At 35.9% G+C, this 17667-nt stretch carries 17 protein-coding genes; 9 read left to right on the forward strand and 8 right to left on the reverse strand.

The window, feature by feature from the left end; genetic code table 11:
• Positions 1-140 precede the first annotated feature (140 nt).
• The 4 genes from EGH73_RS01425 (at position 141) to EGH73_RS01440 (ending at position 5326) form a co-directional block, all read left to right on the forward strand.
• On the forward strand, positions 141-2006 hold the full coding sequence (locus tag EGH73_RS01425) for an endonuclease (RefSeq protein WP_123280346.1): 1866 nt from the start codon (positions 141-143) through the stop codon (positions 2004-2006).
• A 287-nt stretch (positions 2007-2293) separates the two neighbouring features.
• Positions 2294-3016 carry a phosphoribosylaminoimidazolesuccinocarboxamide synthase gene (gene purC, locus EGH73_RS01430; RefSeq protein WP_123280445.1) on the forward strand — a complete coding sequence of 241 codons (723 nt, stop codon included), beginning with the start codon at positions 2294-2296 and terminating at the stop codon, positions 3014-3016.
• Between the two features lie 20 nt (positions 3017-3036).
• The gene (purF, locus tag EGH73_RS01435) at positions 3037-4557 is read left to right on the forward strand and encodes an amidophosphoribosyltransferase (RefSeq protein WP_123280347.1); all 1521 of its coding nucleotides are present in this window, start codon (positions 3037-3039) and stop codon (positions 4555-4557) included.
• A gap of 349 nt (positions 4558-4906) precedes the next feature.
• Positions 4907-5326, forward strand: coding sequence for a nucleoside-diphosphate kinase (locus tag EGH73_RS01440; RefSeq protein WP_089767821.1), 420 nt, complete (start codon positions 4907-4909; stop codon positions 5324-5326).
• 194 nt (positions 5327-5520) lie between these two features.
• Here the strand turns inward: EGH73_RS01440 and rpe are convergent, their stop codons facing one another.
• Complete coding sequence (gene rpe / locus EGH73_RS01445) at positions 5521-6171, reverse strand: ribulose-phosphate 3-epimerase (protein ID WP_123280348.1); 651 nt, start codon at positions 6169-6171, stop codon at positions 5521-5523.
• A 22-nt stretch (positions 6172-6193) separates the two neighbouring features.
• Entirely contained in the window at positions 6194-7270 is a 1077-nt protein-coding gene (locus EGH73_RS01450; protein ID WP_123280349.1) for a zinc-binding metallopeptidase family protein, read from the reverse strand.
• A gap of 57 nt (positions 7271-7327) precedes the next feature.
• On the opposite strand from EGH73_RS01450, the gene EGH73_RS01455 reads away from it, so the two are divergent.
• On the forward strand, positions 7328-8032 hold the full coding sequence (locus EGH73_RS01455) for a DUF4294 domain-containing protein (protein WP_123280446.1): 705 nt from the start codon (positions 7328-7330) through the stop codon (positions 8030-8032).
• A gap of 31 nt (positions 8033-8063) precedes the next feature.
• Here EGH73_RS01455 and EGH73_RS01460 read toward each other — a convergent pair whose 3' ends face one another.
• Both EGH73_RS01460 and trhA (EGH73_RS01465) read right to left on the reverse strand, forming a co-directional pair.
• Complete coding sequence (locus tag EGH73_RS01460; RefSeq protein ID WP_123280350.1) at positions 8064-8705, reverse strand: LolA family protein; 642 nt, start codon at positions 8703-8705, stop codon at positions 8064-8066.
• A 107-nt stretch (positions 8706-8812) separates the two neighbouring features.
• Positions 8813-9409: a PAQR family membrane homeostasis protein TrhA gene (gene trhA, locus EGH73_RS01465; RefSeq protein ID WP_184808054.1), complete on the reverse strand. Its 597-nt coding sequence runs from the start codon at positions 9407-9409 to the stop codon at positions 8813-8815.
• Positions 9410-9591: 182 nt separating this feature from the next.
• On the opposite strand from trhA (EGH73_RS01465), the gene EGH73_RS01470 reads away from it, so the two are divergent.
• Positions 9592-10500 (forward strand): AEC family transporter, encoded by a 909-nt coding sequence (locus EGH73_RS01470; RefSeq protein WP_123280352.1) that lies wholly within the window; start codon positions 9592-9594, stop codon positions 10498-10500.
• 150 nt (positions 10501-10650) lie between these two features.
• On the opposite strand, the gene trhA (EGH73_RS01475) is transcribed toward EGH73_RS01470, so the two are convergent.
• Positions 10651-11286: a PAQR family membrane homeostasis protein TrhA gene (gene trhA / locus EGH73_RS01475; RefSeq protein WP_123280353.1), complete on the reverse strand. Its 636-nt coding sequence runs from the start codon at positions 11284-11286 to the stop codon at positions 10651-10653.
• A gap of 124 nt (positions 11287-11410) precedes the next feature.
• On the opposite strand from trhA (EGH73_RS01475), the gene dacB reads away from it, so the two are divergent.
• Positions 11411-12784 (forward strand): D-alanyl-D-alanine carboxypeptidase/D-alanyl-D-alanine endopeptidase, encoded by a 1374-nt coding sequence (gene dacB / locus EGH73_RS01480; protein ID WP_123280354.1) that lies wholly within the window; start codon positions 11411-11413, stop codon positions 12782-12784.
• 253 nt (positions 12785-13037) lie between these two features.
• Positions 13038-13523, forward strand: coding sequence for a DNA-deoxyinosine glycosylase (locus EGH73_RS01485; RefSeq protein ID WP_123280355.1), 486 nt, complete (start codon positions 13038-13040; stop codon positions 13521-13523).
• Between the two features lie 2 nt (positions 13524-13525).
• On the opposite strand, the gene EGH73_RS01490 is transcribed toward EGH73_RS01485, so the two are convergent.
• Entirely contained in the window at positions 13526-14251 is a 726-nt protein-coding gene (locus EGH73_RS01490; RefSeq protein WP_123280356.1) for a shikimate dehydrogenase family protein, read from the reverse strand.
• 127 nt (positions 14252-14378) lie between these two features.
• Here EGH73_RS01490 and EGH73_RS01495 point away from each other — a divergent pair, with 127 nt between their 5' ends.
• On the forward strand, positions 14379-15212 hold the full coding sequence (locus EGH73_RS01495; RefSeq protein WP_123280357.1) for an aldo/keto reductase: 834 nt from the start codon (positions 14379-14381) through the stop codon (positions 15210-15212).
• Positions 15213-15399: 187 nt separating this feature from the next.
• Here EGH73_RS01495 and EGH73_RS01500 read toward each other — a convergent pair whose 3' ends face one another.
• Positions 15400-15780, reverse strand: a complete 381-nt coding sequence (locus EGH73_RS01500) for a response regulator (protein ID WP_123280447.1) — start codon at positions 15778-15780, stop codon at positions 15400-15402.
• 14 nt (positions 15781-15794) lie between these two features.
• Positions 15795-17660 (reverse strand): PAS domain-containing sensor histidine kinase, encoded by a 1866-nt coding sequence (locus tag EGH73_RS01505; protein ID WP_123280358.1) that lies wholly within the window; start codon positions 17658-17660, stop codon positions 15795-15797.
• Positions 17661-17667 lie beyond the last annotated feature (7 nt).

The following is a 17667-nucleotide window of genomic DNA, read 5'->3' on the forward strand; positions in this document are numbered from 1 at the left end:
AAAAATATGAATCCCCTCTCAAAAGGGGATTTTTTATTGGAAGAGGTTTGTTAATAATTATTAATATTCAAATTCAAAAAAATAAATAAAATCTTATAAAAAAATGATATTTTTACGACCCGCTATATACAAATATCGATATGCTGAAAAAGTACTTATTCGCGATCTTTGCTTTTCCCACTATTCTGTCTGCACAAGCTCCAGAAGGTTATTATTCTGGAACAGAGAGTCTTTCTGGATATGCTTTGAAAAGTAAACTCCATGATATTATTTCTACAAAAACCTACAATTATCATTATAATGATCTGAAAACCTTGTATGGACAGACAGATATTGATAGATATTATGATTATGATGCGAGTAATTCAACATATTTATTAGATATTTATTCCAATAATCCAATTGGAACTACGGCTTATCATTATACTTTGAGTGACATTGTAGGAAGTGCAAACGCAGAAGGTTTGGGTTGGAACCGTGAACATATGATGCCGCAAAGTTCTTTCAATAGCGCGTACCCAATGTATTCTGATTTGTTTTTTGTAGTGCCTACTGATGCGAGAATCAATCAATTAAGAAGTAATTACCCTTATGGCAACGCAGGTTCTAAAATTTATTATGCGTTTACGAATGGATCCAAACAGGCTTCTAACGGAACGGCGAATGCAACCTATTCAGGAAGAGTTTATGAACCTATAAATGAGTTTAAAGGAGATGTGGCAAGAGCATTGTTATATTTTGCAGTAAGATACGAAGGTAAATTAGGTAGTTTTAATTTCAGTACCAATGCAGATCCTACGAAGGATCAGAATCCTCTAGACGGTACAGAAGAGAGAGCTTACGAAAACTGGTATGTAGCAATGTTATTAAATTGGCACCAGTCAGATCCGGTTTCGCAAAGGGAAATTGACCGGAATAATGCTGTTTATAATCTTCAAAAAAATAGAAATCCTTTTATAGATCATCCAGAATGGGTTGGTTTGATTTGGAATCAAACGCCTGAGCCTGATAATGTTGCTCCTTCTGCGCCTTCACAGCTTTCTTTGGAAAGAAATTCGGCATATTTTGTTAATCTAAAATGGCAGGCAAGTCCGGAAAATGATGTTTTGGGTTATAACGTTTATCAAGATGGTGTTGTAGTAGCTAAATCTAAGACTACAACAATTTCTATTGACCATTTGACGCCAGCCACAACTTATAATTTTACGGTTAAAGCTTACGATAATTTTTATTTGGAAAGTCCACAGAGTAATACAATGAGTGTTACAACTTTAGCATCCGATATCTTTGCGAAAGATTTACAAATTATAAAATATTTGGAAGGAACTGGAAATAATAAGGGGCTTGAAATTGCAAACAAAACTGGACATAAGATAAATCTTCAGGGCTATAAATTATCGATGCAGTCCAAGCGAACTGCTTATTACTTCGAAAATCCTTTTGAACTGGAAGGTGAGATAGAAAACAATCAAAGTTTTGTAGTTGTTAATCCGAGCGCAAACTTTAGTTGTTTCAATAATTTGAATGCGAAGTTTGTAACTGCCGCGCCTTCATTAACCTTTTCCGGAAGTCAGTACGTTGATTTGTCTTACAAATCTGCAACTGTTGATGCAATTGGTGTCAAAGGTCAAGATAATTCTAATGCTAACAAATCGCTTTACAGAAAATCAGAAATCACCAATCCAACAGCGACTTTTGACATCAATGAATGGACGACGTATAATAAAGATTATTGTCAGGGTCTCGGTGTGTTAGCGGTAAATGATATTGTAAATCAAAATGATCAATTTGCTATTTATCCCAATCCTGTCGGAAATCAGTTGAATATCAGTGGAAACTTAAGCAAAGTAAAATCTTTGCAGATATATGATATGACAGGAAAACTGATTAAGGATATTTCAAACACATTAAGTAGTGAGCAGAAAGCAATAGATGTCAGTCAATTAATTCCTAATACTTATATTTTAAGAATCGACGGAAAATCGCTCAAGTTTATCAAAAAATAGAAAAAAACCACTCAATACATTGCGAAAGTCTCTTTATATATAGGAGACTTTTTTGTTTTATTTTTGGGCAGCTTTTCCGCCTTCCACTCCCGCTACCTCGCCAAAGGCGGGTGAGCTCCGTTCAAGTCGGGCTGCGCGAGATTCCTTGTTTCAATATTATTCACACACCATTATTACAAATTTAAATCGAATGTATATTTTTTGTAAATTTGTGACTAAATCTAAAAGTGAAAATTTTAAACGACTGTTGTATAGTTGCAACTGAGTTTAAAAAAATGAAAGTAATTATGAGTCAAAAGAAAGAAATGCTTTACGAAGGTAAGGCTAAACAGGTTTTTGCTACCGAAAACCCAGACGAAGTTGTTGTACGTTATAAAGATGATGCTACAGCTTTCAACGCACAGAAACGCGGTCAGTTCGATCGGAAAGGTGAAATGAATAATGCAATTTCTACCCTGATATTCGGCTATCTTATCGAAAACGGAATTCCAACGCATTTCATCGAAAAACTTGATGACAGAGAACAATTGGTAAAAAAAGTAGATATCATTCCATTGGAAATGGTGGTTCGTAATTATGCTGCCGGAAGTATGGCGCAAAGACTCGGCGTGGAAGAAGGAACTAAATCTCCTGTAACTATTTTCGACATCTGCTACAAAAAGGATGAACTTGGTGACCCGCTGATTAATGATTATCACGCGGTTTTTTTAGGCGCTGCAACTTTTGAAGAGCTGAAAGAGATGTATGCATTGACAGGTAGGATTAATGAGCTTTTGATTGCTTTATTTGATAAAATGAATGTCATTCTTGTAGATTTCAAAATCGAGTTAGGAAAAACTTCGGATGGAAAAATTGTTCTTGCAGATGAGATTTCTCCAGACACTTGCAGACTTTGGGACAAAGACACCATGAAAAAACTCGACAAGGACAGATTCCGAAGAGATTTAGGAGAAATCACTGAAGCTTATGTGGAGATTTACAACAGATTACAAACCGCTTTAGAAAAATAAAATCCGAGAAAAATTTACCAATGGATTTAGAATTTCAGAAATACAGCACATTATCAAAATATGCTTTCCAGAATCGTTATCAGGATTTTGAAGAGACGAGAAATTTTCCAAAAGAAGACTTAGGAGTCTATCCATTTGACAAGATGGAAGAGGAGTGTGGCGTTTTCGGGCTACATTCCACCCAAGAGTTGGACACATTTTCTTTGTCACAATTTGGACTTTTTGCGCTTCAGCATCGTGGTCAGGAAGCCTGTGGAATAGCAGTAGGAAATAAAGGGAAAATATTTTCTGTAAAAGATGAAGGTTTGGTTTTAGACGTTTTCAAGTCGATAGAAGAACCAGAAAAGTTTATGGGAAGTACCGTAATTGGTCACACCAGATATACAACAGCCGGAGATAAAAAGAAATATAATTTCCAACCGTTTTTTGCAAAGAACGAATACGACCAAATTATACTATCTATTGCTCATAATGGAAATCTGACTAATGCAAAACAACTTCGAAAAGAATTAGAAGATGAAGGCGTAGTTTTCCGTGCAACTTCTGACACAGAGGTAATTTTAAGATTAATTCAAAAAAATCTTGACCTTGGACTTCGTGGGGCAATCAAAGCGACGATGGAGAAAATAGAAGGCGCTTATTCTGTGGTTGGGATTACACGAAATAAGTTTTTTGCGTTCAGAGATTTCAACGGTATCCGACCTTTGGTTTTAGGTGCAATTGACGAAAATACTTTTGTTGTGGCGTCCGAAAGTTGTGCTTTGGATGGGGTAGGTGCGCAATACGTTCGTGATATTTTGCCTGGTGAGATTGTTTACACCAGCGATAATGAAAAAGGATTGCAGTCCTATCTTGTAAAAGAAGACTGTGTGAATAGAATCTGTGCTTTCGAATATATATACTTTGCAAGGCCAGATTCTACACTAGAAGGTATCAATGTACACGAAGTTCGGGAAAAATCCGGAATGAAGATCTGGGAACAGGCACCTGTAGATGCAGATATTGTTATAGGCGTTCCAGATTCCGGTGTGCCTGCTGCCATCGGTTTTTCCAAAGCCTCAGGCATACCTTTCAGGCCGGTTCTCATAAAGAACAGATATATAGGGCGTTCGTTCATTATTCCATCTCAGGAAATGAGAGAACATTTTGTAAATCTAAAGCTGAATCCTATCATCTCCGAGATGAAAGACAAAAGAGTAGTCATTATAGATGATTCTATAGTCAGAGGAACAACATCAAAACGTTTGGTCAAGATTCTTAAAAATGCTGGGGTGAAGGAGATTCATTTCAGAAGCGTGTCGCCGCCCATTGTAGCACCTTGCTTTTTAGGCATAGATACGCCTACCAAAGATGATCTTATTTCTGCCAATATGTCGAAAGATGAGCTTAAAGATTACCTCGCTGTAGACAGCCTAGAATTTCTGAGTGTAGAAAATCTGGTAGAAATCCTGGGTTCTCCCAATCATTGTTTCGGATGTTTTACAGAAAAATACCCTGTAAAAAATCCAGATGAGCTGGCTTTTGTAGATCAAGGAGACTAATATTTGGGCAGCTTTATCCGTCTTCCACTCCCGCTTTTTTCTTTTTTAGCAAAAAAAGAAAAAGAGCTCCGTTCAAGCCGGGCTGCTGTAATTCGATAATTTAATATAAAGATTTCCGCCTAACAAAACTTGTTAGGTGGATTTTTTTTGATCAATAGACAAAAAAACCCCAACCGAAGTTGGGGTAAAAACTAATAACCATGAAAACTCAAATTAAACATGAGAATCGAAAATTATGATACAATTACTGTGCCAAAAGCATCCGATTCTTTGAAAAAGAATTTTCTGTTGCAAACATACGTATTAAAATTGTAAGTTTGCAACACTTTAAAAAAAATATTTAAAAAAAATGTCAGGAAAAATCACATTTACCATGATTAAGCCAGATGCAGTTGCAGATGGACATATTGGTGCGATTCTTGGAAAAATCAGCGAAGCTGGTTTCAAAATCAAAGCGATGAAGCTTACGCAACTTACAGTAGCAGACGCAAAAAAATTCTATGAGGTACACGCAGAAAGACCTTTCTATGGAGAATTGGTAGAATTTATGTCTTCTGGACCAATCGTTGCGGCAGTTCTTGAAAAAGACAATGCAGTAGAAGATTTCAGAACTACCATTGGTGCTACTAATCCTGCTGAAGCGGCTGAAGGAACTATTAGAAAACTGTTTGCAAGAAGTATTGGCGAAAATGCAGTTCACGGTTCAGATTCTGATGAAAATGCACTTATAGAAGCTCAATTCCATTTTTCAGGTAGAGAGATTTTCTAATTTCTTTTCTGAAAATTACAGAACAGGAACAGGCTGCCAAAATTGGCAGCCTGTTTTTTGTGCGTTTTATTTGTCACTAGCCCCGATAGGAACGGCATCCTTTTTTTTGCAATGGAATAAGCCTGGGCAAAAAAGATATAGTGGATAGCGGGAATAGCTCCTAAAGAAACTAAATCAGATAACTTGCTAAAATTTTAAATTTTCATAAGTTCTATCGTATGTTCCGGATTTTCTGACGAGAAAACGGCGTTACCCGCAACTAATACATCTGCACCGGCTTCGAAAAGTTTGGAAGCATTGTCCAGATTCACGCCGCCATCTACCTGAATCAGCGCTGTAGAATTGTTACTTAAAATCAAATCTTTCGTTTCTCTAATTTTTTTATAGGTATTCTGTATAAACTTCTGGCCGCCAAAACCAGGATTGACGCTCATCAGTAATACCAAATCTACTTCTGCAATAATGTCTTCCAGCATTAGTACTGGCGTTGCAGGATTGAGAACGACACCAGCTTTTGCACCTTTGTCCTGAATCTGATGAATAACCCTGTGAAGATGCGTGCAGGCTTCGTAATGAACGGAAATGAGATCTGCACCATAGTCTATAAATTCTTCTACATATTTTTCAGGTTCTACAATCATCAGGTGAACATCTACAAATTTTTTAGCATATTGCTGAACGGTTTTCATCACCGGAAATCCGAAAGAGATATTGGGGACAAAACGGCCATCCATCACATCCACGTGAATCCAGTCTGCCTGAGAATTGTTTAGCATTTCTATATCGCGCTGCAGATTGCCGAAATCTGCGGCCAAAAGTGAAGGTGCTATAAGTTTGTTTTTCATTTTATACTTACTTTTTACTTTATTAATGATATTTCAAGTTGATTGTTGGTTGGATTTTCAGAAGTGTTTCATAAATTAACTGAATGACATTCGCAACGTCTTCTTTTGAAACCATTTCTACTGTGGTGTGCATATATCGCAAAGGCAAGGATATCAACGCACTGGGAACGCCACCGTTGGAGTGTGCGAAGGCGTCTGTATCCGTTCCTGTTGCCCGGCTTGCTGCAGCTCTCTGGAAAGGTATTTCTTTTTCTTTGGCTGTGTTGATAATCAATTCTCGAATGGTGTGATGAACGCTGGGCGCGAAGAAAACTACAGGACCATCGCCACATTTCTGGTCACCTTCTTTTTTCTTTTCGATCATTGGCGTCGTGGTATCGTGGGTCACATCGGTTACAATCGCGATGTTTGGTTTTATAGTGTCGGCAATCATATCTGCGCCATAAAGTCCCACCTCTTCTTGTACAGAATTGGTAATGTATAATCCGAACGGTAATTCATTTTTGTTTTCATTCAGCAGTCTTGCCACTTCTGCAATCATAAAGCCTCCAATACGGTTATCCAAAGCACGGCAAACAAAGTATCTGTCGTTTAGTTCAAAAAATTCATCAGGATATGTTATCATGCATCCTACGAATATTCCCAAATCTTCCACTTCTTTTTTGGAAGTTGCGCCACAATCGATGAAAATATTATCAATCTTTGGAGTAGGTTCGTTTTGATTAGCACTTCTGGTATGTATCGCCGGCCATCCGAAAACACCTTTTACGATGCCTTTCTCGCCGTGAATATGAACCACCTTAGAAGGAGCGATGGTTTGGTCCGAACCACCATTTCTAATTACGTAGATTAATCCATCATCTGTAATATAATTAACGTACCAGCTTATTTCGTCTGCGTGTGCTTCTATCACAACTTTGAAATCTGCATGCGGATTGATGATTCCATAAGCGGTTCCGTAATGATCTACCTCAATTTTATCCACATAAGGTCTGATGTAATTCATCCAGATTTTCTGGCCATTATGCTCATAGCCAGTGGGAGATGCTGTATTAAGATATTGTTCTAAAAACTGAATCGATTTTTTTTCGAATTTCATATAATTAAGGAATGATTTTTGATTTGTACTTTTGCTGTTTTTATGAGAGTAAAAGTAATGAATTTAAATAAATTTTTCCCTTTTCTTTTTCTATTCGTTGGAATCATGTGCTATTCCCAGCAGGATACGCTTAAGGTTACTTCGTTTGATGATATTCCGAAAAGTAGATTACAAAAGGATGAATACGGAAACGAGTATTTCTATGACGAAGTTCAGAAAGCAAAGATATACAAGATCAATGGAGAGCAGGTGATTGTTTTAGACGAACTTACGCTGAGAGCAAATCCGCATTTTAATAACCAGTTAGACAGGAATTATTATTTTTTTCTCAATAAGAAATTAAACAGAGTTTACCCACTTTTTTTAGATGCTTTGGAGCAGTATAAAAGTATTCAATCCGAAAGCGCTAATATGAGTAGTGCGGAACGTAACAAGTATATAAAACAAAGACAGAGCGAATTGGCAGCCAGCTATGAAAAGCAACTCCGTGATCTTACTACCACAGAAGGTCAGGTTTTTGCAAAACTGATGAACAGAGCTACTGGAAAAACGGTATATGATATCATTAAGGACCTTAGAGGTGGTTGGAGTGCTTTTTGGTGGAATGTTAAAGGTAATATTGCAGATGTTAGTCTAAAAACGCCTTATGACCCTCACAGGTTTCGTGATGATCTTTTTATAGAATCTCTTTTACAGTCTAATTGGAATCTTGGGTATCTACAGCCTTATCCGGGCGCTAGCAATTTCAAAGTAAATAAATAAAGCACTACAACTAGGTAGTGCTTCTCTATTTTTATATCTCAGTAATCAGATAATTCTGATATTTTGATTTGTCAAATGTAAATAAATTGGGAGATAATTTTTGGTTTTCTTTATAATCACTGATCCCAATTACTGCGACCTCATTACTGGTGGTAATCTGTTCTAATTTTATAAGTTTTTTCTGAGGTGTATTAACATATAAAGTGACATTCTTCAGACCGTTATTTTTTACAGGAACCATTTTAATAACATCAACAGGAATTCCGCTCATTGTTTTTTTACCGGAATAAGTCACATCATATTCTTTTTTATAAGAATCAAGATAGCTCAGCGGTGAGAAATGAATTTGCTCATCATTAGGTTTAGAAATAGTCACCTCTTTATCTTCATCATTGATATTATATAGTTTATTTCCATCAAATATCTGTTCGGTTCCCATTATTTTTAGCTTGTAGCGAGTGTTATCCGAATAGAAAATGCCCGTCTGACTACGAAGATTTTTACCAGATCCGGATGTGTAAGAGAATTTGAAATATGAATTTTTTTTACTCTTATAGTTTCTCGTTACCTCATCCAATATCTTCTGTGATCTATTGTCGATAGTCTGTGAATGAGCCGAAAAGCTGGCTCCTAAAATTGTTAAAGTCAAAAGTGGCCTTAAATAATTTTTCATTTATTAATTGATTGTAATTTTAAACAAAGGTAGTTTTTCAATATTAATGCCAATATTTTTTTACTGATAAAATTATGTTAAGATTTATAAACACTTTAAGTCGGAATCTAAGGCAAAATAAAAAAGAAAACTGCACAAAAATGCATAATGCTGCCACCTAGAACAAACAAATGCCATATTGGATGGTAAAATGGTTTTCTGTCCTTTACATAAAAATAAATCCCTAATGTATAGCATAATCCACCAATAATTATCAACGTTAGTGCGCTGGTGGAAAGATTTTCTATCATTGGTTTAATAGCAATAATGGCTGCCCAACCCATCAAAGCGTAAAGAGAAAGTGAGATTTTTTCATTGTTTCTCATTGGAGAAAATTTAAATATAAAACCAATCAAAGTCATTCCCCAGATGACACCAAACATACTCCAGCCCCAAGCGCCTTTCAGCCCCAGTAAAGCAATAGGTGTGTATGTTCCCGCAATCAAAATATAGATACTAAGATGGTCAATCCTTTGGCAGATTTTTTTCCATTTCAGTTTATAAACCGCGTGATAAACGGTAGATGCAGAATAGAGTAGTATCAAACTAATCCCGAAGACCAAGGAAGAGGCTATCGCAATCCCACTACCGCTAATCGCTGAATAGTAAATCATCAGAATCAATGCAACAACGGGAAGTATAACCCCGAGACCAATTGAATGCAATTGTTTTATCTCATTAAAAAGATTGTCTGTTTCAAGGTTTTGAAAATCATTGGTTTAATGATTTATTATTTTTAAATTTAATAAAAATGAAACTATATTGCAATTAATGATTGATAAAATTTGTTTGACATTTTTACGAGATTTATAATCAGCTTCTTAACTTTGCAGGATATTCAAGACGAATGATAAACTTTGTACTGATAGCTGTTTGCATTATTGCAGGAATGATTTTCAAATCAACCAAAACCATTCATCCAGATGCGCATAAGGGCATCAACACCTGGGTTCTTTATTTGGCCCTGCCAGCAGTTTCTTTTAAATATTTGCCCAAAGTACAGTGGTCTCTAGAAATGCTTTTTCCGATTTTGAGTACCGTATTGATAGCTGTTGGAAGTTCGATATTGGTGCTTTTTTACAGCAGAATAAAAAACTATTCTAGGCGGTCAAGAAGTACTATGGAATTAGCAAGTGGGTATAGCAATACCTCATTCATTGGGTTTCCTCTTATTGCTGCTTTCTATGGCGAACAATATCTAAGTATTGCTATTATTTGTGATCAAACGATGTTTTTGATGCTCTCTACAATGGGCATTATCACCGCTTTGAAAGGTGGTAGCAAGTCTGGAAAAATCAGCTCGATATTTATTTTGAAAAGACTTTTCACATTTCCACCGTTTTTAGGATGTATAAGCGCACTGATTTTATCTCAATTTTTCAATCTGGATTTTGCAGAACCACTATTTGATAAACTGGCAGCAACTGTCGCACCTTTAGCTTTGTTTTCTGTAGGTTTGCAACTGAAATTCAATGGGTGGAGAAAACTGATTCCGCAGATTTCCACATCAATGCTTTACAAACTGATATTAGCGCCATTATGTGTTTTAGTATTAGCACTTGTTTTTGATATAAAAGAAGATATTGCCAAAATCAGCATTTTTGAAGCAGCGATGCCCACCGTTATTACTTCCAGCATTATTGCTGAACAGTTCCGTTTGAATACAAAATTAATCAATCTCATTATTGGAATTAGTATCCTTGTCGGGTTTGTAACAACTGGAATCTGGTTTGAGATTATTGAGTTTTTATTCTAAGGCAATATAAATTAAGAATGAGATTAGTTTTAAAAATGTAATTAACAATTTGATATTCGAAAGAATCCATAATCTTATTATTTAAAACCACAAAAGTCACAAAAGATATACCTACAGATGTTCTTTTGTGGTTTAATACTTCTTGTGTTTTTATGGCAAAATAAAAAAGAAAACTGCACAAAAATGCATAATGCTACCACCTAGAACAAACAAATGCCATATTGGATGGTAAAAAGGTTTTCTGTCCTTTGCATAAAAATAAATCCCTAGTGTATAGCATAATCCGCCGATAATTATCAACGTTAGTGCGCCGGTGGAAAGATTTTCTATCATTGGTTTAATAGCAATAATGGCTGCCCAACCCATCAATGCATAAAGAGAAAGTGATATTTTTTCATTGTTTCTTAATGGAGAAAATTTAAAAATAAAACCAATCAACGCCATTCCCCAGATAACACCAAACATACTCCAGCCCCACGCACCTTTCAGACCAAGAAGAGCGACGGGCGTGTAGGTTCCGGCGATGAGAAGGTAGATACTGAGATGGTCGATTCTTTGGCAAATCTTTTTCCACTTTAGTTTATAAACCGCGTGATAAACGGTAGATGCAGAATAGAGTAGTATCAAACTAATCCCAAAGACCAAGGAAGAGGCTATCGCAATTCCACTACCGCTAATCGCTGAATAGTAAATCATCAGAATCAATGCAACAACGGAAAGTATAACCCCAAGACCGTGTGTGATGACATTGTATAATTCTTCTTTTTTTCGGTTTTTCTTCGGCATCTTTTCAAATTTTATCAAAGTTAATCATTAAACTTTTTTCAAGCTTTGCAAATAATATTTTTAACAAGAATTTAAAATTTATTTACATCATATAAAATCCTTAGTTTTGATAAAAAATTCAGAAATGAAGAATCTTTTTATTGTTCCGTTGTTGCTTTCGCAAGCTGTTTTCTCCCAATCGGTTTCTGCTAATCTGGATAAATCGGTAAAGGAGATGTTGTCTACATCCAATGCTTTGGCAGCTAATCTTTCTTTCTATGTTGCAGATGAGAATGGAAATTTAGTTTATGAATACAATGGGAACAAAGGACTTTCCACAGCCAGCACGCAAAAGATTTTTACATCGGCGGCAGCTTTGGAGACGCTCGGAGAGAATTATCAGTTCAAAACGACCGCTTCCTATTCTGGGAAAATATCAAATGGAAATTTAGACGGAGATTTTTATATCACTTCCAATGGTGATCCGACTTTGGGAAGCTGGCGTTGGGAAAATTATACGCCTGAAAATTTCAAACAACAATTGTTAGATGCCATCAAAAAATCCGGAATCAAGAAAATATCAGGTAATTTGATTATCGATGATTCTTATTTCGATTTCCAAAGTACGCCTGGTGGATGGCCTTGGAATGATTTGGGGAATTATTATGGTGCAGGAACTTTTGGCGTTAATTGGAGAGAGAACCAATTTGATATTAATATTAATGGCAATCAATTCAAGAGTTTTTCCTATGATTTGGAAAATGTCAATTGGATAAATGAGCTGAAAACTGGCGGAAGCTCTGACCAAAGTTTAATCTTCACAGCGCCACATTCCGAAACCGCAATGATTAATGGAACATTACCTGCCGGAAAAGTAACCACAGTTTCCGGTGCAACACCTAATCCGCCAATGCAATTAGCTCTTGAAATCAAAAAATTGCTAACAGAAAACGGAATTTCCCTTTCTGGAAAAACGACAACTTACTACAATGAAAAAATTGCCGGAAAATCTGTTTCAAAAGCTCCAACTCAAAATCAAATCTTTGAATATAAATCGCCAACACTGGACAAAATTGTCTTTTGGTTTTTGAGAAAAAGCATCAATCTTTACGGAGAAACTTTAATCAAAACAATGGCGAAAGAAAAACGTAACAATCCGAGTTTTGATACTGGTGTGGATTTTCTAAAGGATTTCTGGAAGTCAAAAGGCATTAATCCGATGATGATCAACTTTGCTGATGGCAGCGGACTTTCTCCACAGAATTACGTTTCAGCAAAAGCGCAGGTTCAGGCACTTTTATATGTTAAAAAGCAAAACTGGTTTGATGCTTTTTATGAAGGTTTCCCAACGCAGAACGGAATCAAAATGAAAAGTGGAACCATCAAAGACAGCAAATCTTTTGCAGGTTATCAAACTTCTAAAAGTGGCAAAAATTATGTATTTTCTATCATTATAAACAATTATCAAGGTGGAAGTATTAGCAATGCTCTGTTTAAAATTCTAGATAATTTGAAATAATTAGAATAAAAACACTTCGAGAGCTTCAGGGTGACGTCTCTAATGCTAAATGTTTGAATTTAAAAATGTCAGTCTGAGGTTCTCAGAGACATTCTAGAATTTCAACGCAAAGGCACGAAAGGTTTAATTATAACTTATGTTTTCAAGGCACAAAGATTTTAACTTTGTTAAAATGGTAAAATAGAAGATTTTATTTTTGCGACTTTACACTAAATTAATTTTAAATATTTTTGCGACTTTGCGATAAAACAAAATGAACAGAATCAATTCTTTTCCACCGATTGTTGATGAGCAATCAGAAATTCTGATTTTGGGTTCGGTTCCGGGCGTTAAATCTTTGGAAATGCAGCAATATTATGCACATCCACAGAATCAATTTTGGAAATTGATGTTTCATCTTTTTGATAAGTCATTTTCATTGGATTATCAAGAAAGAAAAGATTTATTGAAAGAGAACAAAATTGCGCTTTGGGATGTCATCGAAAGTTGTGAACGAAAAGGAAGTTTGGATACAGAAATCAAAAATGAAATTGATAACAACATTCCTCAACTCATCGAGAATTATCCGAATATCAAAATGATTTTCTGTAACGGACAAAAGTCTTATAAAAACCTCATCAAAATTCTAGGCAAAGATTTCAAAATTCCAATTATAGTTTTGCCTTCCACAAGTCCTCTTCATACGGTTAAGTTTGAGGAGAAATTGGAGAAGTGGAAAGTGATTAAAGATTTTCTATAGAATTAACTATTCCAAATCTCCCAAGCTCTTTCCGCCTGCTGTTCCAGCATATAAAAACCATTCAATGTTGTGGCTCCCTTTTCTGCAGATTTTCTCAGAAAAGCCGTTTCCGAAGGATTATAAATCAAATCGATAACGTAATGTTTATCGGTAATCGCTTCAAAAGGAAATTGAACAGAATCGTCCACGTTTGGGAAGGTTCCAACCGGTGTTGTCTGGATAATCAGTAAAGAATCTTTTACCAAGTCTTCCGAAAGATTTTCAAAAGTGATTTCAGATTTTCTGGAAACAGTTTGATGTTCGATGTTATGTTTGTCCAAGATATATCTCACCGCTTTTGCAGCGCCACCGTCGCCAAGAATCAAAGCTTTTTTGTGATGGTCTTTTTTGTTGATAAGCAAAGTTTTCTCGAATCCAAAAGCATCTGTATTATAGCCGATTTTCTTTCCGTTTTTGAAACTTACGCAGTTCACAGCACCGATTTGTTGAGCTTCATCACTGAGTTCGTCGAGGAAAGGAATAATGGCTTGTTTGTAGGGGATTGTGACATTCATCCCAACTAGATTTTGATTATCTATAACAGAATTTATATGTTCTATGTTTGCAATATCAAAGAAGTTGTATGAATGATTTTTTAAGAATAATTTTTTAAATTTTTCCTCGAAATATTTTTTTGAAAATGAGTAAGAGATATTCTTCCCAAGTAATCCGAATTCCTGTTTTTCCATAGTCCAAATTTAGGAAATATCAATACAAGATTTATCATCAATTTTTGATTCTTCCATCAGCTGAATATTTTAAAATCTCTTTCTGTTGGCGTAATTTTGGATTTCGAAAAAATCAAATTATTTTAAAATGAAGAATGTAATTCTCAATAACGGAACTGAGATTCCTGAGATTGGTTTTGGAACATGGCAAACGACAGAAAGTGTTCAAAAAACTGTAAAGGCAGCTTTAGAAGCTGGTTATAGACATATTGATACAGCTGATATCTATGGAAACGAGGAGGAAATAGGAGAAGCGATTGAAGAATCCGGAATCGAAAGAAAGGATCTGTATCTCACTACCAAAATATGGAACAGCAACAGAAGCGCACAAGGTGTGAAATATTCTGTAGAGCAGTCTCTTAAAAAACTGAAGACCAACTATTTGGATTTGTTATTGATACATTGGCCTGCAAATGAAACACAATTCGAGAATTGGAAGGAAATCAATGCAGAAACTTGGAAAGCGATGGAGGAGTTGTACAAATCTGGCGTTGTGAAAACCATTGGTGTCAGCAATTTTATGTTGCCTCAAATCAAAGCATTGTTGGAAACTGCAGAAGTGATTCCGGCTGTTAATCAGATAGAGTTTCATCCAGGTTACACCCAGCAGGAAGTGGTGGATTTTTGTAAAGAAAAAGGTATTGCGATAGAGGCTTGGAGCCCAATTGGTTCTGGTAGATTATTGAAAGATGAAAATCTGAAAGATATTGCTGAAAAATATGATGTTTCGCCAGCAATCCTTTGTATCCAATTTTGTTTACAATCTGGCGTGATTGTTTTACCAAAATCTGAAAATCCTGTCAACATAAAAAACAACTTACATTTTGAAAGATTCAAAATATCAGAAAGTGATATGAAAGCTTTGAAAACCTTGGAAGAAACCGGCTTTTCCGGCTTGAATCCAGAAACCGTCGATTTTTAAATTCGTAACTATTGAAGAAAAGAAAAGCAGTTTAAAAATTTTTAAACTGCTTTTTTATAGAGTATTATTTTTTTATAAATTTTAAAAGTTGAATTGAACGCAGCCCGACCTGAGTGGAGCTCTTTTTCTTTTTATTTAAAAAGAAAAAAGCGGGAACGGAGGGCGGATTAAGCTGCCGAAATAAAAATTATTCGTTAGCGTGGGAGTAGTATCTGATTTTTTCTACAATCTCTCCAAGATCAAAAGGTTTTGGGATGAAATCTATCGCTCCGCTTTCTATTGCAGAATCGCCCAAACCTCGGCTGGCAGACATTATCACAACAGGAATGTTTTTGAAATCCTGATGTGCTTTTATCATTTTGCAAATATCTCTTCCATCTTCCCCAGAAAGCCACATATCCATCAGGATCACATCTGGCTTAGTCGATGTTTCTAGCAAAGAATTGAACATATCGCTGCCACGCTCGTAATTAGATACTTCAAAACCTTCCATATTGAGCATCAGCTTGACAGAATCCAGAATGGCTGGACTGTCATCCACAACTATTATTTTTTTTGATGTTGACATTTTAAACAAGAATATTAATTTGCTTCGTTCTTTTTCGGAATTAGAAAACAAAACTCCGATCCTTTTCCTTCAATTGAGTTTACAAAAATCTTGCCACCGCTTCTTTTAATGATCTCTGATGATATATAAAGTCCCAAACCTAGTCCTGGAAATGTATGTTCTTTGCTTCCGCTCACACGATAATACTGCTCAAAGACTTTTTCCGTTTTATCGGCAGGAATGCCTATTCCGAAGTCTCTCACGGCAAAAAGCACACAGTCGTCATCTGTTACTTTTGTTGTAATATGAATTCTGTCGGAATCTGGCGAATATTTTATGGCATTGCCAATGAGATTACTCATAACCTGAGAAATCCTGTGGCGGTCACTATAGATATATCCTATTTTTTCAGATTCTACAAGTATTTTGTGACTGGTGATCATCTGCTGTTCAGTGAAAATTTCCTCAACAAGATCATCGAAATCGAAATCTGATTTATTAAGAAGTATTTTTCCATTTTGGATCTTTGTCACATCCAGTAAATCGTTCACAAGACTTGTAAGCTTATTAATCTGCTCATCCATTTTTTTAGCTATATCCGCATTCTTGTCGTCTTCCTGTTTTCTAAGGTTTTTTTCAAGAAATTGAGAGTATAGTTTTAGGCTTGTAAGTGGTGTTTTGAGTTCGTGGCTTGCAATTCCTAAGAAGTTATCTTTCTGCTGTTGAAATTGCTTGAATTCGTTGATGTCGGTACAGGTTCCAATCCATTGGATCACGTCATTGTCTTCATTTTTGATGGGAATAGCACGTCCCAGAAACCAACGGTAGGCATCTTCAGAAGTTCTGTCACGGAACTGGTATTCTATTTCATAATTAGTCTTATTGGCTTTACTGGTCATCCAAATGTCGATAGATCTCTTCTGATCATCAGGATGAATAATTTTTTCGGTGGCACTTTCCCTACTGTCTATGCTTGTAAAACCTGTGTAGTCATACCATTGTTTATTGTAATAATCAATAATACCATCTTTATCCGCAGTCCACACAATGATTGGAAGGCTGTCTGCGAGATTTTTGTATTTTTCCTCGTTTAGCTTCAGTTGCTTCTTGGTAAGAACCATTTCTGTAACATCCGTAGCGAAGTTTAAAATAGCATACACTTCACCCTGTTCATTGAAAAGTGGTTTGTAAGAAAAGTTATAGTAGGAAGTATATAGTTGGCCATTTCTTTCTAGAACAACTTCGTCTTCAGTAGCAGAATACGTTTTGCCTGTTTTAAAAATATCTTTAAGAATATCGAGGAATGGTTGGCCTTCAAGTTCGGGAAGAGCTTCTTCCAGTTTCATGCCTATTACTTTTTCATTTTTACCCCAAGTTCTTAGCATGCTGTTATTGGCAATATCGATGATAAGATCCGGGCCTTTGTACAACGCAATAGAATAATCTGATTCTTTAATAAGTCTTTCAAAAGTATATTCTGTTTCAGCCAATTTTTTTTCGGCGTTAACCTGATCTGTAACTTCTGTTGCAACGACGCTCACGCCGATGATTTCGGTTTCTTCATCATTAAAAATCGGGGCATAGATAAAATCGAAATAGCATTCTTCGCGCTTTCCATTTCGGACCAGATAGCAAAATTCTTGATAACCTTTGTAAGGCTTTCCTGTAGTGCGTACTTGGCTAAGAATATCCATAAAGGGTTGTCCTTCCAGTTCTGGCAAGGCATCTATCAGTTTGCGTCCGATAATTTGCGGCGGTTTTCCCCATAGATGAAGAATTTGAGGATTGGCAACTTTTATAATAAATTCATCACCCATCAACATAGAAAGGGCAACTGGAGCCTGCGTGAGCAATAATGCAAGTGATTCTTGCGAAATATTTGATTTGATGAAATTCTTCATGGTTGTA

The sequence above is a fragment of the Epilithonimonas hominis genome, from assembly GCF_003730015.1.
Taxonomy (GTDB): domain Bacteria; phylum Bacteroidota; class Bacteroidia; order Flavobacteriales; family Weeksellaceae; genus Epilithonimonas; species Epilithonimonas hominis.

What these genes read in the sequence shown, in the direction of transcription:
- EGH73_RS01505 (WP_123280358.1), bottom strand. Translation starts at nt 17,660, where the DNA reads ATGAAGAATTTCATCAAATCAAATATTTCGCAAGAATCACTTGCATTA.
- dacB (WP_123280354.1), top strand. Translation starts at nt 11,411, where the DNA reads ATGAAGAATCTTTTTATTGTTCCGTTGTTGCTTTCGCAAGCTGTTTTC.
- purF (WP_123280347.1), top strand. Translation starts at nt 3,037, where the DNA reads ATGGATTTAGAATTTCAGAAATACAGCACATTATCAAAATATGCTTTC.
- EGH73_RS01470 (WP_123280352.1), top strand. Translation starts at nt 9,592, where the DNA reads ATGATAAACTTTGTACTGATAGCTGTTTGCATTATTGCAGGAATGATT.
- EGH73_RS01440 (WP_089767821.1), top strand. Translation starts at nt 4,907, where the DNA reads ATGTCAGGAAAAATCACATTTACCATGATTAAGCCAGATGCAGTTGCA.
- EGH73_RS01495 (WP_123280357.1), top strand. Translation starts at nt 14,379, where the DNA reads ATGAAGAATGTAATTCTCAATAACGGAACTGAGATTCCTGAGATTGGT.
- EGH73_RS01460 (WP_123280350.1), bottom strand. Translation starts at nt 8,705, where the DNA reads ATGAAAAATTATTTAAGGCCACTTTTGACTTTAACAATTTTAGGAGCC.
- rpe (WP_123280348.1), bottom strand. Translation starts at nt 6,171, where the DNA reads ATGAAAAACAAACTTATAGCACCTTCACTTTTGGCCGCAGATTTCGGC.
- EGH73_RS01455 (WP_123280446.1), top strand. Translation starts at nt 7,328, where the DNA reads ATGAATTTAAATAAATTTTTCCCTTTTCTTTTTCTATTCGTTGGAATC.
- EGH73_RS01485 (WP_123280355.1), top strand. Translation starts at nt 13,038, where the DNA reads ATGAACAGAATCAATTCTTTTCCACCGATTGTTGATGAGCAATCAGAA.
- EGH73_RS01425 (WP_123280346.1), top strand. Translation starts at nt 141, where the DNA reads ATGCTGAAAAAGTACTTATTCGCGATCTTTGCTTTTCCCACTATTCTG.
- EGH73_RS01450 (WP_123280349.1), bottom strand. Translation starts at nt 7,270, where the DNA reads ATGAAATTCGAAAAAAAATCGATTCAGTTTTTAGAACAATATCTTAAT.
- EGH73_RS01500 (WP_123280447.1), bottom strand. Translation starts at nt 15,780, where the DNA reads ATGTCAACATCAAAAAAAATAATAGTTGTGGATGACAGTCCAGCCATT.
- EGH73_RS01490 (WP_123280356.1), bottom strand. Translation starts at nt 14,251, where the DNA reads ATGGAAAAACAGGAATTCGGATTACTTGGGAAGAATATCTCTTACTCA.
- purC (WP_123280445.1), top strand. Translation starts at nt 2,294, where the DNA reads ATGAGTCAAAAGAAAGAAATGCTTTACGAAGGTAAGGCTAAACAGGTT.
- trhA (WP_123280353.1), bottom strand. Translation starts at nt 11,286, where the DNA reads ATGCCGAAGAAAAACCGAAAAAAAGAAGAATTATACAATGTCATCACA.